Source organism: Massilia sp. BKSP1R2A-1 (genome assembly GCF_050586525.1).
Taxonomy (GTDB): domain Bacteria; phylum Pseudomonadota; class Gammaproteobacteria; order Burkholderiales; family Burkholderiaceae_D; genus Telluria.
In genome coordinates this window covers 1-15,637 of sequence record NZ_JBOBRE010000025.1, presented here as the reverse complement: position 1 = coordinate 15,637, position 15,637 = coordinate 1, and the positions used below count along the sequence as shown (strand labels likewise).

15 protein-coding genes and 1 riboswitch are annotated in these 15,637 nt (G+C 68.4%); of the genes, 2 read left to right on the top strand and 13 right to left on the bottom strand.

Annotated features, from left to right (window positions below; all coding sequences use genetic code 11):
- The first annotated feature begins 273 nt into the window (after positions 1-273).
- Both ACQ7JA_RS24730 and ACQ7JA_RS24725 read left to right on the top strand, forming a co-directional pair.
- Positions 274-654: a hypothetical protein gene (locus tag ACQ7JA_RS24730; protein ID WP_430902356.1), complete on the top strand. Its 381-nt coding sequence runs from the start codon at positions 274-276 to the stop codon at positions 652-654.
- 203 nt (positions 655-857) lie between these two features.
- Positions 858-2,165, top strand: a complete 1,308-nt coding sequence (locus tag ACQ7JA_RS24725; RefSeq protein WP_430902355.1) for a metallophosphoesterase — start codon at positions 858-860, stop codon at positions 2,163-2,165.
- Here ACQ7JA_RS24725 and ACQ7JA_RS24720 read toward each other — a convergent pair.
- The 13 genes from ACQ7JA_RS24720 to cobT form a co-directional block, all read right to left on the bottom strand.
- Complete coding sequence (locus ACQ7JA_RS24720; protein WP_430902354.1) at positions 2,159-3,634, bottom strand: cobyric acid synthase; 1,476 nt, start codon at positions 3,632-3,634, stop codon at positions 2,159-2,161. The two genes, ACQ7JA_RS24725 and ACQ7JA_RS24720, sit on opposite strands and share 7 nt — an antisense overlap.
- Positions 3,631-4,509 (bottom strand): cobalamin-binding protein, encoded by an 879-nt coding sequence (locus ACQ7JA_RS24715; protein WP_430902353.1) that lies wholly within the window; start codon positions 4,507-4,509, stop codon positions 3,631-3,633. Before ACQ7JA_RS24715 ends, ACQ7JA_RS24720 begins: the two co-directional genes overlap by 4 nt.
- Positions 4,506-5,486, bottom strand: coding sequence for a threonine-phosphate decarboxylase CobD (gene cobD, locus ACQ7JA_RS24710; RefSeq protein WP_430902352.1), 981 nt, complete (start codon positions 5,484-5,486; stop codon positions 4,506-4,508). The genes ACQ7JA_RS24715 and cobD overlap by 4 nt, the downstream gene beginning before the upstream one ends.
- A complete protein-coding gene (gene cbiB / locus ACQ7JA_RS24705; protein WP_430902351.1) occupies positions 5,479-6,423 on the bottom strand; it encodes an adenosylcobinamide-phosphate synthase CbiB in 945 nt (314 codons plus the stop codon). Before cbiB ends, cobD begins: the two co-directional genes overlap by 8 nt.
- Entirely contained in the window at positions 6,417-6,974 is a 558-nt protein-coding gene (gene cobU / locus ACQ7JA_RS24700; protein ID WP_430902350.1) for a bifunctional adenosylcobinamide kinase/adenosylcobinamide-phosphate guanylyltransferase, read from the bottom strand. The genes cbiB and cobU overlap by 7 nt, the downstream gene beginning before the upstream one ends.
- Positions 6,971-8,281, bottom strand: a complete 1,311-nt coding sequence (locus ACQ7JA_RS24695; protein WP_430902349.1) for a cobyrinate a,c-diamide synthase — start codon at positions 8,279-8,281, stop codon at positions 6,971-6,973. Before ACQ7JA_RS24695 ends, cobU begins: the two co-directional genes overlap by 4 nt.
- Positions 8,282-8,908: a cob(I)yrinic acid a,c-diamide adenosyltransferase gene (gene cobO / locus ACQ7JA_RS24690; RefSeq protein WP_430902348.1), complete on the bottom strand. Its 627-nt coding sequence runs from the start codon at positions 8,906-8,908 to the stop codon at positions 8,282-8,284.
- Positions 8,905-9,678: an ABC transporter ATP-binding protein gene (locus ACQ7JA_RS24685; RefSeq protein ID WP_430902347.1), complete on the bottom strand. Its 774-nt coding sequence runs from the start codon at positions 9,676-9,678 to the stop codon at positions 8,905-8,907. The genes cobO and ACQ7JA_RS24685 overlap by 4 nt, the downstream gene beginning before the upstream one ends.
- Position 9,679: 1 nt before the next feature.
- A complete protein-coding gene (locus ACQ7JA_RS24680; RefSeq protein ID WP_430902346.1) occupies positions 9,680-10,702 on the bottom strand; it encodes a FecCD family ABC transporter permease in 1,023 nt (340 codons plus the stop codon).
- A gap of 26 nt (positions 10,703-10,728) precedes the next feature.
- Entirely contained in the window at positions 10,729-12,564 is a 1,836-nt protein-coding gene (locus ACQ7JA_RS24675) for a TonB-dependent receptor domain-containing protein (RefSeq protein ID WP_430902345.1), read from the bottom strand.
- 68 nt (positions 12,565-12,632) lie between these two features.
- Positions 12,633-12,862, bottom strand: a riboswitch (cobalamin riboswitch).
- 20 nt (positions 12,863-12,882) lie between these two features.
- The gene (gene cobC / locus ACQ7JA_RS24670; protein WP_430902344.1) at positions 12,883-13,425 is read right to left on the bottom strand and encodes an alpha-ribazole phosphatase family protein; all 543 of its coding nucleotides are present in this window, start codon (positions 13,423-13,425) and stop codon (positions 12,883-12,885) included.
- A gap of 2 nt (positions 13,426-13,427) precedes the next feature.
- Positions 13,428-14,192 (bottom strand): adenosylcobinamide-GDP ribazoletransferase, encoded by a 765-nt coding sequence (locus tag ACQ7JA_RS24665; RefSeq protein WP_430902343.1) that lies wholly within the window; start codon positions 14,190-14,192, stop codon positions 13,428-13,430.
- Position 14,193: 1 nt separating this feature from the next.
- The gene (gene cobT, locus ACQ7JA_RS24660; RefSeq protein ID WP_430902342.1) at positions 14,194-15,228 is read right to left on the bottom strand and encodes a nicotinate-nucleotide--dimethylbenzimidazole phosphoribosyltransferase; all 1,035 of its coding nucleotides are present in this window, start codon (positions 15,226-15,228) and stop codon (positions 14,194-14,196) included.
- Between the last annotated feature and the right edge of the window lie 409 nt (positions 15,229-15,637).

Genomic DNA, 15,637 nt, shown 5'->3' with positions numbered 1-15,637 from the left:
ACGTCGATTCCCGCAGACCTTCACTGCCCTCAAGATATCGCGCCGCGCGATTTTCGGTGAGTTTTGCCGGAAAGTCGCTCGATATAGTCGGCTGATTGCAAACTCTCCGGCTGCGATGTCTCCCTTATAGCTCGAAAAATCCTTGGTGCAGCTGCCACGGCGTTCGCCACATTCGCCTGCGCTGCAGACAACGTCCCGGCTGCATCACCCGCCGGTGTCAAAAGTGCCCTTGAGTCGGAACACACCGGACTGCTGCCGGGCGAGAGTTTTCACATGCGTACCGGGAAGTGCAGCGACTGTCAGGTCCCCAAGCAGAGTGTCGACGCATTCGACTCGCTCGGCCGGGACGTCCCGAAACGCGGACCGACCGCGCCTGTGAAGTCGCTCGCCGCCTACGCCTACGTCGCAGCCAAGGACGGCAGTCTGCAGAGCGGCCGCAAGATCTACGATTATTTGAACGAGGAGCAGACCCGCCTCTTGCCGGCGGTCGCATTCGAGGCGATGAGCCTGGATCTGCTGCAGCTGGTCGGCGCGAGCGTCGCCGTGCTACGCGAGCCGTCGAGCGTGGCGGAGGAAGAGCCGTCGCCGGTTCCGATGCCGATCGCAGGCATCGGCGTCGGCGCTTGCGGGCTACCGGGGACGCTCATCGCGTAGCGGCGCAGGAAACAACCGGAAGCGGCAGCCACACACACTGCGCCGAAACCGGAAGGACTGGTGCACTGACGCCGCTGCCGAACGGCCGGTTCCGATCCCCTCCGCATAATCTGATCGTGACCTCTCATAAAAGCAGTGCAGGCCAGTCAATTATCGATACGCCTGCGCTACACTCATTGCTTTCCTGCCTACGCAGAATCACGATGAAGAAGACGCGCACCTATCTCCTCCGTGGCATCCTGATTGCCACTTCGCTGGTCGTCGTTCTCGTGGCTGCCGCGCTGTCGGCTGCCGATGTCGAATTGACCGAAGCCGGTGTCCACAAGCGTCTCCTGATTCCGATCGGCGCCGGGAGCATCGGCATCCATACCTATGCAGGCACCGGCGACGCGGTAAAGATGCCGGGCTTCCTGGATGGACCCATCGTGCGCAGGAATTCGAGTGGCGGCTGGGCGGCGACCTGGTATTGCGAGGACAAGGTAGAACAGCGCACGGGAACCGACGGCGACCTCGTGATCGACTGCGCGGGCCAGCGCCGGCACTTCCCCATCTCGCGCACGCCGACGGTGCCGGACGCCGTCTTCGACGCGCCGGTCGATACCCTGGTGATCAGCGATATCGAAGGCAACGTCCGCTTCCTCGATGCGGCCCTCAAGTCGCTCGAGGTCACCGACGCCGAAGGCAACTGGCGCTACGGCCGCAACCACCTGGTGATCGACGGCGATGCGGTCGACCGCGGACGCGACGTGTTCGCCACGCTGTGGCGTCTGTACGCGCTCAGCCTGCAGGCGCAGGATGCCGGCGGCGCCGTGCACCTCGTGCTCGGCAACCATGAACAGTATCTGCTGCGCGGGAACATCTCGCGTGCGAACCGCGACCACCTGCACGCGCTGTCGCGCATGGGCGGCCAGGTCGCGGCCTTCGGTCCCGACACCGTCATCGGCCAGTGGCTGCGCCTGCAGCCGGTGATCATCAAGAACGGCAAGACGGTCATCACGCACGGCGGCGTGAGCCCGCTGGTAGCCGATGCAGGGTTCACCGTGAATAACCTCAACAGCGCGATGCGGCGCTACTGGCTGGGGGACATGCCGGGCAAGGCGGAGCTGGATGCCGTGGTCGGCCCGGCCGGCGTGACGCAGTACCGCGGCTACTTCGAGGCCGGCGGCGAGCGCTACGGCCTGGCCACCGAAGCCCAGGTCAAGGACGTGCTCGCGCATTTCGGCGCCAGCAGCATCGTGGTGGGGCATACCCTGGTCGACGGGGTGACCGCCTTCCACGGCGGTAAAATCTGGGCCGTCGACGTCAACACCAACACGGCCCGCCCCGAGGCACTCCTGATACGCAACGGTGAACCGACCGTCGTCTCCACCGGTACGCCACGGGACCTCGAAGAAGAAGGGAAGCGCCGGCTGACCCGGCCGTTCAGCCTGTTCGCCGGCGCCGACCTGGCGATGCTGAAAGCGCTATTCGACTCGCACTACGCGCTGTCGCGCATTCCCGTGCCTTACTGAGTCCCGGGCCGGGCGCGCAACACGTCCACCAGCCGCTCGAACGTGGCTTCGGTCGCGGCGGCGATGCGTTCCAGGCTCGCTTCGCGCAGCGCCGCGGTATCGACGGCGCGCTCGCTGCGCAGTCCGGCCCAGCGCAGCAGCGCGGCGCAGGCGCTCGGGTGATCGAAGACGCCGTGCAGGTAGGTGCCCAGCACCTGGCCGTCGCCCGATCGTGCGCCTTCGCCGCGTCCGCCGATGAGAAATGCCGGCAGCGCGCAGGCGTGGCCCGCGGACACACCCATGTGGATCTCGTAGCCGCGCAGCTCGATCTCTTCGTCCCCCTTGAACAGCGCGTGCTCCTTCAGCAGCGCCAGCCGCTTGTCAACCGCGAGTATGGTGTCGACGTCGAGCAGGCCCAGGCCGGCCGAGCTGCCGGGCGCGCCTTCCACGCCATGCGGATCGTCCACCTTCCGGCCCAGCATCTGGTAGCCGCCACAGATGCCGATCACCTTGCCGCCATAGCGCAGGTGCCGCGCCAGGTAAGGCGCCCATTCCCCGGCCTGCAGCCAGGCCAGGTCGCCGCGCGTGTTCTTGCTCCCCGGGAGGATCACGAGGTCGGCGGCCGGAATGGCGTCGCCCGCACGCACGAAGCGCAGGTCCACGTCCGGATGCGCACGCAGGGCGTCGAAGTCGGTATGGTTGCTCATGCGCGGCAGGCTCGGGACCACGATGCGGAAAGCGCCCGCGCCCGACTGTGCCGGCTGCACCGCATCCTCGGCGTCCAGGTAGAGTCCATGCAGATAGGGCAGCACGCCGAGCACCGGCTTGCCGGTTTGTGCTTCCAGCCAGCTCAGTCCCGGTTCGAGCAACGCGATGTCGCCCCGGAAGCGGTTGATGACGAAGCCGACGATGCGATTGCGCTCCGAGTCCGACAGGCAGGCGAGGGTGCCCACGATGTGGGCGAACACCCCGCCGCGGTCGATGTCGGCCACCAGCACCACCGGGCAATCCACGCTTTCCGCAAAGCCCATATTGGCGATGTCGCGGTCGCGCAGGTTGACTTCGGCCGGGCTGCCCGCGCCCTCGACCACGACCGCCTCATACTGCGCCAATAGCCGCGCATGGGATTCCAGCACCGCCCCCATCGCCACCGTCTTGTACTGGTGATAGTCGCGCGCGTTCATCTCGGCGCGCACGCGGCCGTGGATGATGACCTGGGCGCCGGTGTCGCTCGAGGGTTTGAGCAGCACCGGGTTCATGTCGGTATGCGGCTCGATGCCCGCCGCGATCGCCTGCAATGCCTGGGCGCGGCCGATCTCGCCGCCGTCCCGCGTGACCGCGCTGTTGAGCGCCATGTTCTGCGGCTTGAAGGGCGCCACGGCGACGCCGCGCCGTGCAAGCAGCCGGCACAGGGCGGCGACCACGGTGCTCTTGCCCGCATCGGACGTGGTGCCCTGGACCATCAGGGTGCGGAAGGGAAGCATGCTCATTGCTTGCGGTGCCGGCGCGCCAGCTCGAGCTTTTCGCACATGATGGCGGTGCCCGAGATCATGCGCGGTCCGGCGCGGTTGAGCAGGTCGCCGTCGATCGTGAACAGGTTGTCGTTGCGCGTCGCCGTCAAGGTGGCATAGGGCTTCCACAAGCTGACGCCGCCATAGTTCTTCTCGGCGGTGCCGAAGATCGCTTCCGGATCTTCCTTCAGCACGCTCTCCAGCGACACGACCGGCGCTACAACCGTCAGCTTCTCGAAGATGTTCTCGCCGCCGCACAGGCGCAGCGCGTCGGTGATGATGTGCTTGCCGCTGAGGGTATACAGCGGCCTGTCCCACACCTGGTAGAAGGTGCGCACGGCCGGGCGGCCCGCATAGCGGCTGCGCAGGCCGGCCAGCTGCTTGCGCAGTTCGCCCGCCGCGGCATTCGCCACCGTGTCGGTGCCCATCAGCTGGCCGAGGCGCGCTACGTTGTCGGGAATACCCTCGAGGGTCTGGGGATCGCTCAGGAAAACCGGCACGCCGATCTTGCGCACCATCTCGATCTGCCGCTCGGAGGCGTTGTGCATCCAGGCCACGATGAGGTCGGGCTTCATCGCGATCACGCGCTCGAGGTCGATTTCGCGGTTCGAGCCGATGCGCGGGATGCTCTTCGCGGCTTCCGGATAATCGCTGTAGTTGACGGCGCCGACGATGCGGCCGCCGCCGCCGGCCGCGAACAGCAGCTCGGTCACGTGCGGCGACATCGAGATGACGCGCATGGCCGGCTTGTCCAGCGTGACGGTGTTGCCGCCGTCGTCGCGCACGGTGGTCGCACCATGCGCCGGCGCCGCAAGCGCAGCCAGCAGCGCTGCCAGGTACATCGTTTTCTTCATCGATTACTCCATGTATGCAATGCGGTTTCCAGGCGGCGCCATCCGGCTTCGTCGGGCGGGAGCCCGAGCCGGATGCCGCGCGCGGCTTCGCGGAACAGGCGGCACCAGATGCCATGGCGCGCCAGGTGCTCGTGGAATGCTTCCGGCTGGCTGTGCGCCCACCAGTGGAACAGCGGCGTGCCCGAGGCCCCCATGCCGTGCTCGCCCAGCAGTGCGCGCATGCGCAGCCCGTCCCGGTCCAGGCGCGCCTGCGTGGCCCGCTGCCAGGCGCTGTCGCCGAGCGCTGCCTTGGCGACGGCTTGCGCCGGGCCGCTGACAGCCCAGGGGCCGAGCAGCTCGGCCAGTGCCTGCAGGGTCGATGCCTGCGCAGCGACGAAGCCCAGCCGCAGCCCGGCCAGGCCGAAGAACTTGCCGACCGAGCGCAGCACGATCAGGCCGGGCCGTTTGGCGTGGGCGGCGACGGACAGGCCGGGAGCGGTGTCGCCAAAGGCTTCGTCGACCACCAGCCAGCCGCCGCGCGCAGCCAGGCGTTCGGCCCAATCCAGCAGCAGCTCGGGCGCGACGGTCTCGCCGGTCGGGTTGTTGGGATTGACCACGACGACGACATCGCTGCCGTCGATGCTTGAAGCGAGCGCCGCATAGGAGGACAGGCGCAGGGTGTGGCCATGCTTGCCCCAGGCGTGGGCGTGCTCCGCATACGAGGGCGCCGACACGGTGACACGCGACGGTGGACGCAGGCGCGGCAGCGCCTGGATCGCGGCCTGGGTGCCGGCCACGGGCAGCAGGTCGGGGGCGCCGTACCAGGCGCAGGCCGCGGCGACCAGGCCCGGGTCCGGCTCGGGCAGGCGGTGCCAGGCGTCCTGCGGCAGCGCCGGCGCCGGATAGCCCTGTGGATTGATGCCGGTCGAGAGATCGATCCAGTCCTCGCGGCCGTAGTGGCGCGCCGCGTCGCGCAGATTGCCGCCGTGTTCAAGCATGGTGCGTCCATACCAGGTAGAGCAGGGCGGCCGCGCAGGCCAGGCAAAGCCACAGTACGGTCGTGCCGAGCACCAGGCGCCAGGCGCGCACGATATCGGTGCCGGACGCAGGCGGGCCTTCGCCCAACGGTGGGCGCTGTTCCAGTTGACCGTCGTAGACCGCGGCGCCGCCCAGCGACACGCCGAGCGCGCCGGCGCCGCTGGCCATCACCGGCCCCGCGTTCGGGCTGCTCCATGCCGGCGCCTGGGTGCGCCAGCAGCGCCAGGCACGCCCGCCTGCCGCGCCCGCGAGCACGACATACGAAAGGGCGGTGAGCCGCGCAGGAATGTAATTCAGCACATCGTCGATGCGCGCCGCCGCGCGGCCGAAGAGGTTGAAGTGTTCGTTGCGGTAGCCCCACATGGCATCGAGCGTGTTCGCCAGGCGGAACAGCAGCGCGCCCGGGCCGCCCGCCACCAGGAACCAGAACAGGGTGCCGAACACGGCGTCGTTGCCGTTCTCCAGCAGCGACTCCGCGCCGGCCTTGGCCAGTTCCGGCTCCTGCGCTTCGCGGGTGTCGCGGCTGACGATCCAGGAGGTGCGGGTGCGGGCCGTGGCCAAGTCTCCCGCGCGCAGGGCCTCGACGATCGGCATGGTGTGTTCGCGCAGGCTGCGCAGGCCGATGCAGGCGTAGAGCAGCAGCACGTGCAGCAGATACCCTGCGTACTGAGCGCCCAGCCAGGCCAGCAGGGTCAAGGGCAGGACGGCGATGGACCAGGCCAGCAGGCCGCGCGCGAAGCGCAGCCCGCCCCGGTTCAGGGGGCCTTCGATGGCCTTGGCCAGGTTCCCGAAACCGACCAGCGGATGCCAGCGGCGCGGCTCGCCGAGCAGCAGGTCGAGCAGCACGCCGGCCACCAGTAGCGCGGCCAGTTCCGGCAGGGCGAGGCCGCTCAGCATCGGGGCCCTTTCAGGACCAGCGGCAGGCCGGCCGCCACGAACACGACGCGTTCGGCACGTGCGGCCACGTCCTGGTTCAGGCGTCCCGCTTCGTCGGCGAAGCAGCGCGATACCGCGCCCCAGGGCACGATGCCCATGCCGACCTCGTTCGAGACGAAGACGATGTCACCCGGCGCATCGGCGAGCAGCTCCAGCAGTGCCGCGCGCTCCGCGTGGAAGCGTTCGGGCAGCGTGACTGCGCCGACTTCGGGCCACTCCCTGCCGTCGCAGAACAGCAGGTTGCTCAGCCAGAGCGTCAGGCAGTCGACCAGCACGATGCGGTTCGAGGCCGACCAGGCGCGCAGGCTGGCCGCCAGCGCCAGCTCTTCCTCGACGGTCTGCCAGTGCGCCGGGCGCCGTTCGCGATGGTGGGCGATGCGCGCGGCCATCTCCGCATCACCCGCGCGCGAGGTGGCCAGGTAGACCACTTCCTTGCCCGATTCCAGGGCAAGGCGCTCGGCATACGCGCTTTTTCCCGAGCGCGCGCCGCCCAGCACCAGGGTGGCGCTCATGCGCCGCTTGCGCCGAACAGCGCGGCGACGGCCAGGGGATTCGAGGGGAAGTAGGCGTGGAAGTAAGAGGCGCTCAGCGACCCGATCCGGAACACGGCCTCGCCTTCGCCGCCGGTGCTGGTCTTGACCGTGTGCGACAGCGGCGCGGCCCCTGTCTCGAGCCGGGAGTAGTGGAAGGTGTGGCCGCGCAGCGGACCCTGCGGCGTCTGCATCGCCTGCGCACCCAGGCCGGCCAGGCGCGCCTGCATCTTCACCTCGCCCGACAGCAAGCCGGCCATCGGCCAGCGCTGGCCATCCTTGTCGGTGATGGCATCGGCCACCGCCATCATGCCGCCGCACTCGGCGACGATCGGCAGACCCTTCGCGTGCGCCGCGCGGATGCCCTCCTGCCAGCGCGCGGCGCCGGCCAGGGTCGCGCAATGCAGTTCCGGATAACCGCCGGGCAGGAAGACCGCATCCGCATCAGGCGGCACCGCCTCGTCCTTCAGTGGCGAGAAGTATGCCAGCTGCGCGCCCATCTTCTGCAGCAGGTCGAGATTGGCCGGGTAGAGGAAGCAGAAGGCCGCATCGCGCGCGATGGCGATGGTACGGCCAGCAAGGAGGGGCGGGACCTCGTCCCATTCGGGCGCCGATTGGCTGAGTACGGGCAGGGCCTGCCAGGCGTCCTCTTCGAAGCGCAGGCCGTCCGCCAGCTTGTCGAGCAGGGCTTCCAGGCCGTCGACCTCGCCCGGCAGCACCAGGCCGAGGTGGCGTTCGGGTAGCGGCGTATCCTGGCGCGCCAGCCAGCCGAGCAGGGGAATATCGCGCAGCGAGGACGCCACCATCCTGGCATGGCCCTCGCTGGCGATGCGGTTGGCCAGCACGCCGGCCATCTCCACCGGACCGTAGTCGCGCAGCCCGCGCGCCACCGCGCCGGCGGTCTGCGCCATCGCGGACGCGTCGATCACCGCGAGCACGGGAATGCCGAACTCGCGCGACAGGTCGGCCGCGGAAGGCGAGCCGTCGTACAGGCCCATCACGCCCTCGACCAGGATGGCGTCGGCCTCGCGCGCCGCATCGTGCAGGCGGCGCCGGCATTCGTCCACGCCGACCATCCACAGGTCGAGCGTGTGCACCGGCGCGCCGGAGGCGCGTTCGAGCAGCATCGGGTCGATGAAGTCCGGACCGCACTTGAAGACGCGCACGCGCTGGCCCTGGCGCACCAGCTTGCGCGCCAGCGCGGCGGTGACGCTGGTCTTGCCCTGGCCGGACGACATTGCCGCGACCAGTACGGCGCGTGCCCCGTTATCCCGGTTTTGCTCGGTCATTTACCACTCCGTTCCGGCCTGCGCCGCGATGCCCGCCTTGAAGGCGTGCTTGACCACGTTCATTTCGGTGACCGTGTCTGCCACCGCGACCAGTTCCGGCGGCGCCGCGCGGCCGGTCACCACCACGTGCTGCATCACGGGACGGTCGAGCAGGTCGGCGATCACGGTGTGCACGTCGAGGTACTTGTACTTGAGCGCGATGTTCAGTTCGTCCAGCACCACCATGCCGTAGGCGGGATCGCGCAGGAAGCGGCGCGCCTGCTCCCAGGCTTCGTTCGCCTTGGCGATGTCGCGCTCGCGGTCCTGGGTCTCCCAGGTATAGCCTTCGCCCATGGCGTGGAAGCTGACTTCGTCCGGGAAGCGCCGCAGGAATTTTTCTTCTCCCGTCGACATCGCGCCCTTGATGAACTGGACCACGCCCACCTTCATGCCATGGCCCAGCGCCCGCGTCACCATGCCGAAGGCGCTCGAGCTCTTGCCCTTGCCGTTGCCCGTATTGACGATGATGATGCCGATTTCCTTGTCGGCGGCGGCAATTTTTGCATCGATGACGGCCTTCTTGCGCTCCATGCGCTGGCGGTGGCGCTCGTTCAGCGCGTCGATTTCGGAGGAGTTCAGCTCGTTCATGGGGTGGCCTCGTGAGGAAGGAAGATGCGGCGGCCGCCGTGCTCGAGCATGTCGATCGGGTGGCCGAGGTAGTCGCCCAGCAGGGCGGGCTGCATGGTCTCCTCGATGGGACCGGCCTGCCAGCGGCCGTCGCCCATGAGCAGCAGCGCGTGGGTGGAAATGCGGTAGGCGAGATTCAGGTCGTGGCCGATCATGACGACGATCTTTCCCTGTTCGCGGCAAAGACGGGCCAGCAGGGCCATGACGCTGACCTGGTGCGCCAGGTCGAGGGCATTGGCCGGCTCGTCCAGCAGCAGCAGCGGGGTGTCCTGGGCCAGCAGCGCGGCGATCGCGACCCGCTGGCGCTCGCCGCCGGACAGGGTGCGCACGTCGCGCTCGGCCAGCTCGGCGACTTCCATCGAGGCGAGCGCCGTCATCGCGGCCTGGTGGTCGTCGCTGCCCTCCCAGTAGCGGTTGGCGTGATAGGGATGGCGCGCCGACAGCACGGTTTCGATGACGCTGTACGAGAAGGCATCGTGGCGCGACTGCGCCAGGAAGGCGCGCTGGCGCGCCAGTTCTTCGGGGGGCCACTGGTCCAGCGCGCGGCCGCCGACATGGACGGCGCCGGCATCGGGACGGTGCAGGCCTGCGAGCGTGCGCAGCAGGGTGCTCTTGCCGGCGCCGTTGCGGCCGATGATGCTCCAGCATTCGCCCGGGCGCGCCGCCCAGTCGAGCTGCCGCAGCAGGGTGCGCTTGCCGAGCCGCAGGTCGAGATGTTCGGCTCTGATCATGTCACTTCCTCAGCCGGTGCAGTTGATAGAGGAATACCGGCGCGCCGATGATCGCCGTGATCGCGCCCACCGGCAGCTGCTGCGGCGCGATGATGGTGCGCGCGAGCGTATCGCACAGCACCAGGAAGCCCCCGCCCGCCAGCACCGCCGACGGGATCAGGACCCGGTGGTCGGGGCCGAAGGCGAAGCGGCAGGCATGCGGGATGATCAGGCCGACGAATCCGACCGAGCCGGCGCTGGTCACGGCGCTGGCGGTCAGGACGCCGGAGACGAAGAACAGTCCCTTGCGCAGGCGGCCGACGCGGATGCCCAGCGTGGCGGCCGCTTCCGCATGCAGCGCGACCACGTTCATGGCGCGCGCGCTGCGCAGCGCATACAGCAGCGCGCCGCCCAGCACGATCCAGGGCGCCAGACGCAGCGGCGCGCCGGCGAGGTCGCCGATCATCCAGAAGATCATGCTGCGCAGCCTGCCTTCCGGCGCGATCGACAGCATCAGGGTGATCAGGGCCATGCAGGCCGAGGACAGGATCACGCCGGTCAGCAGCAGCATCGAGGTGCCGCCCTCGACAGCCAGGCCGCCGCGCATGTCGCGCCGGGCCAGCAGGTAGAGCAGCATCGATACCCCGACCGCACCGCCCAGCGCGGCCATGTCGACGATGAAGGCGGTCGCCATCATGAGCAGCGCGAACAGCGCGCCGACCGAGGCGCCGGCCGAGATCCCGAGCACATAGGGGTCGGCCAGCGGGTTGCGCAGGAGCGCCTGCATCATCACGCCCGCGAGGGCGAGCGCGCCGCCGGTGACGAAGGCCGTCAGGGCACGGCTGGCGCGCAGCTCGATCAGCGAGGCGGCCAGCGTCCCGCTTTCGCCGCGCGCCAGCTGGCGCAGGGCGTCGGGCACGTCCGCCAGCGGGACGGAGATCGAGCCCGTCATGCCGGCAAACAGCAGGCTGGCGACGGCGCACAGCAGCAGCACGCCGATGACGAGCGTGGCGCGCTGGCGGAGCAGGAAGGCTGGGTGATGCATGCGTCTCCTCTCGATGGTGCGTCCGGTCAGCGCATACCGTAGCGCAGCGCGGCGAACCAGGTGCGGCCGCTGGTGCCATAGAAGCGCGCCAGTTCGTACTGCTTGTCCGTCACGTTGTTGAGGCGTACCAGCAGCGACAGGTCGGGCGTGACCTGCCAGCTAGTGTACAGGTTGAGCAGCCCATAGCCGCCCAGCGGGCGCAGGTTGGCGGCGTCGTTGAAGCGCCTGCCGGACAGCTGCAGTTCCGCGCCCGTCTTGACGGGGCCGAAGCTGGTGTCGGCGGCGAACTTGGCGTGCTTCTTCGAACGGCGCAGCAACTGCTTGCCCGTGGTTTCGTCGGTCGGGTCCTGCCAGTCCAGGCTGCCGTGCAGATTGATTGCCGCGAGACGGGTCCGGGCTGCCAGCGTCACGCCTTCCAGCTTGGCCTCGTTGACGTTATAGGCGCAGCTGCCGATGCCGGTGCCCGGGCACGGCGTGCTCGAGACGATCATGTCGGTCAGGCGGTTACGGTAGTAGCTCGCATCGAGCTGCACGCGGCCGCCATCGTAGTGCAGCCCCGCTTCGCGGTTGCGGCCCTTCTCGGGCTTGTTGGTCTCCAGGCCGTAGCCGGGGTAGTACAGCTCGTTGAAGGTCGGTGCGCGGAAGCTCGTGCCGACGCTGGCGGTCGCGCGCAGGCCATTGCCGAGCTCAATGCCGTAACCGGCGGCGCCCGTGATCTTGTTCCCGTAGACCGAGCGATCGTGGCGGGCGCTCAGGTCGAGCAGGTGAGCGCCGCGCCGGGCCGAGTAGGCGGCCGCATAGGAGTTGGTGATCCGCGCGCGGTTCAAGGCGCGGCTGGAACTGGACTCGACGTCTTCCTTGCGGTGGCTGTAGAGCAGCTGCAGCGTGTCGGCGCCAATGGCGATGGCGTTCTGCCAGGTGAGCTCGTCCTGGCGGGTTTCGATCTGGCTGCGGCCGGACGCGGTGGCGTTGGTGAAGCTGCCCAGCTGGTCCCGTGAAGCCGCGTACTGCAGGGTGCTGCGCCAGTTGGCGCTGACCTGGCTGCTCGCATGGACGGCGGCCGTGTTGAGTTCCTGCTCGTTGTGGGTGTCGTAGCTGCCGGCGCCGCTGTCGTACTGGGCGCGCAGGGCGCTGTGCAGGAGCTGGGCGCCCACCTCCAGCCCAGGAGCCACGGTATAGGACAGCTGGCCGTTGGCGCTGCGGCGGCGGTAGCCGTCTTCGTCCGGGTTGAAGCCGGAAGCGCCCGGCCGGGTGGACGAGAAGCCGTCGGCATCTTCGTAGCCGGCGGTGAAGGCATAGCGCAAGCCGCCGCCCGAACCGGAGACGGTGCTGGCGGCCGCGCGCGTGGCGTTGCTGCCGGCGCCGAGCGAGGCGGTGACGACCGGACCGCCTTCGCCCTTGCGCGTGAAGACCTGGATGACGCCGCCGATCGCGTCGGCGCCGTACAGCGTCGTCAGCGGACCATAGACGATCTCGATGCGCTCGATGGCGGACAGGGGAATCGCGTTCCAGGCCGCGGTGCCGCTGGTCGAGGAGCCGACGCGCACGCCGTCGAGCAGGACCACGACCTGGTTGGCGTTGGAGCCGCGCAGGTAGACGTCGGTGGAGGCGCCCGGGCCGCCGTTGCGGGTGATCTCGATGCCGCGCTGGCGCTGCAGGATGTCGGCCACCGAACCGGCGCCGGAGCGTGCGATCTCTTCGGCGTGGATGACGGTGGTATCGGCGATCACGTCATGCGCGCGCTGCGGCATGCGGTTGGCGGTGACGACGACCGTGTCGGCGCTGGTCTGGGCGAAAGAAGGGAGAGTGAAGACGAATGCGAGCGAGCACGCAGCCGCCAGCCGTGTTACAGGAAGATTCATGAAATGTTCACGTCAAGGACAACCAGCCGACGTCCCCGTAGGCCAGATTGAACAGAAGCGCGGCATGGCCACGCTTCCACCTTTTGGCCGGTATCCGGGCTGGCAAGTGTGGCCGTCCGACCTTCCCATGCAAATCGCACAGTGGTCATGGAGGACGGTTCGCCGCGGACTCTTTCGAGCGCGGCACTTGCTTACCGTTGCGGGGGCAGCACACCTTGGCCTTGTTGAAGGGCTTCGTGTTTCCCGTTTAACTGCGCCTGTGAATACAGGCGCGAGCACCAAAACGCCGACATTATACGTGAGCGCGACGCGGTGTTGTCAGTCCTTCAGCATGATGATGCCGCCATAGTCGATGCGGTGTGCTTCGGAGGCCGCGCGCAGCGCCGCCTGTTCGATGCTGCCGCCGGCGTGGAGGGCGGCGAGCAGGCGCATGCTGCCCGCGTGGCAGACGAGCAGGGCGCGCGGGTGACGTGTTTCGCGCAGCGCGTCGAAGCATGCGGCCACGCGGCGGGCGACATCCATGACGCTCTCTCCGCCGCCGGGCCGGTAGTGCAGCAGGTCGGCGCTCCAGGCGTCTACCTCGGCGCGGGGGATGGCGTCCCAGGGCTGCATCTCCCAGGCGCCGAAGTCCATCTCGGCCAGGCGCGCGTCGAAGGTGACGGGCGCGCCCAGCTGCGCCGCGAGCTCGGCGCAGCGCCTGAGCGGGCTGGCGAAGACAGGCAGGTCGCCGGGCAGCCCGGCTTCACGCAGGCCCTGGGCGACGGCGGCGATCGCGGAGGGCGAGGCGGCGACGTCGCTGCGGCCATAGCAGATGCCGGGGGCGACTTCGGGCTGTGGATGGCGGACGAGGACCAGCTCCATGGCTAGCCGAGGGTGGCCAGGATGGCGATGTAGGCGACCGCTTCCGCCAGTTGCTGCACGGCGCCGAGGCAGTCGCCGGTATAGCCTCCGATGCGGCGGCTGAATTTGCGGGCCAGCCACCAGGTGGCGATCACGCAGGCCAGCAGTGCGGCAAGCACGGCTTGCGCTGAGAGCAGGCCGCCTGCGAGCAGCAGGGCTGCGGCCAGGGCAACCGTCAGCAGAGCGATGCAGAACTCGGCAGTGGACATGCGTTCGGCCAGCGGCTTGGCCTTGCCTTCCGCGCGTGAGTATTCCATGCGCCAGATGAGCGAGGTCGCGCACAGGCGTGACAGCGGGTGGGCCAGCAGCATGGCGCCGATGGCGCTGGTCAAGGGCAGCGTCGCAAGCGCCGTGACTTTCGTGCCCAGCATGCACACGACGCCGATCGCACCGTAGGCGCCGACGCGCGAGTCCTTCATGATCTCCAGCACGCGCTCGCGCGTCATGCCGCCGCCAAGACCGTCACAGGTGTCGGCGAAGCCGTCTTCGTGGAAGGCGCCGGTGATGTAGATGGTGGCCGCGGTCGAGAGCACCGCGGCCACCGGTGCCGGCAGCACGAGGGCGCAGGCTCCGTAGACGGCGGCGCCGATCATGCCCACCACGACGCCGACGAGCGGGAAGTAGCGGGAGGCGTGGTGCAGCCAGTCCTGCTCGAATCCGACCCAGCGCGGGATCGGCAGGCGGGTGAAGAACTGCAGGGCGACGAAGAACAGGCGCAGTTGCTGCATCTTACTGGCCGCTGGTACTGACCGAGGCCGATGCGAAGGTGGCCATCTCGTTCAGGAAGTTCGCAGCCGCATGCAGCAGGGGCAGGGCAAGCGCGCTGCCGGTGCCTTCGCCCAGGCGCAGGCCGAGTTTCAGGAGCGGGCGGGCGCCCAGGCTCTCGAGCATCATGCGGTGGCCGTTCTCGTCCGAGCAGTGGGCGAACACGCAGTAGTCGAGGATGGCCGGCTGCAGGCGCGCCGCGACCAGCAAGGCGCTGGTGACGATGAAGCCGTCGATCAGCAGCACCTTGCGCAGCTCTGCTGCTTTCAGCATGGCGCCGACCATCATGCCGATCTCGAAACCGCCGAAGGTGGCCAGCACCTCGAGCGGCGAGGTGGCGCCTGCATGCCTGTCGACGGCGGCGGCGATGACCTGCTGCTTGCGTGCGATCCCTTCGCCCGAGAGGCCCGTGCCGGCGCCCACGCATTGGGACAGCGGCAGCCTGGTGAGCTTGTGCATGAGGGCCGCGGCCGCAGTGGTATTGCCGATACCCATTTCGCCGAAGCCGACGACGTTGCCCGGCAGGTCGCGCATCAGGGCCATGCCGTGCTCGAGCGCGGTATCCAGTTCCTGCGGCGACATCGCGGCCTCCTGGGCGAAGTTGCGGGTCCCGCGGCCCACCTTGCAGTCGACCAGGCCGGCGCGCGGGCCGAAGTCGTGGTTCACGCCGGCGTCCACGACGTGCAGGGCGCAGCCGTTCTGGCGAGCGAATACATTGATGGCGGCGCCGTCCGCCAGGAAGTTCTCCACCATCTGCCAGGTCACGTCTTGCGGATAGGCCGAGACGCCTTCCGCTACCACGCCGTGGTCGCCCGCGAAGACGAGGATGGCCGGCTGATCGATGCTGATCCTTGTCGAGCATTGGATCAGGCCGAGCTGCGCGGCAAGCTCTTCCAGGCGTCCCAGGCTGCCCAGCGGCTTCGTCTTGTTATTGATGGCCGCGAGCAGGGCTTGCGAAAGGGCCGCGTCCGCGGTCGGGGCGATGGATGGGATCTGCATTGCCAGGAAGATAAGGTGGAAAAAACGCGACGATAACATAGTCGCAGGCGTTGTAAGTCGCCTCGCCGTTTGCTATAGTCTCGTTCCTCCGACGCCGGCGCAGCTTTGAAAGCAGCGACAGCGAAGGAAAAGAGGGGCTTGACGATAAACGCAGAACACCGCATAATCTCGCTTCTCTGCTGCTGACGAACACAACGCTTCGCACGGTGCAGCAAGGTAGTACAGAATACGGTTCTTTAACAATCAACAGTCGATAAGTGTGGGCGTTTGATGAGGGTGCCGGCTGGCTTGGGTCAGCTGCATACTTAAATTATCAAATGTTCGCACAAAATATTAAACGTAAATCTTCGAAAGAAGGTTTCGTCAGTATTTTGAGTGAGCGAACTCCGAGCAATGCGAGGAGTTCGGG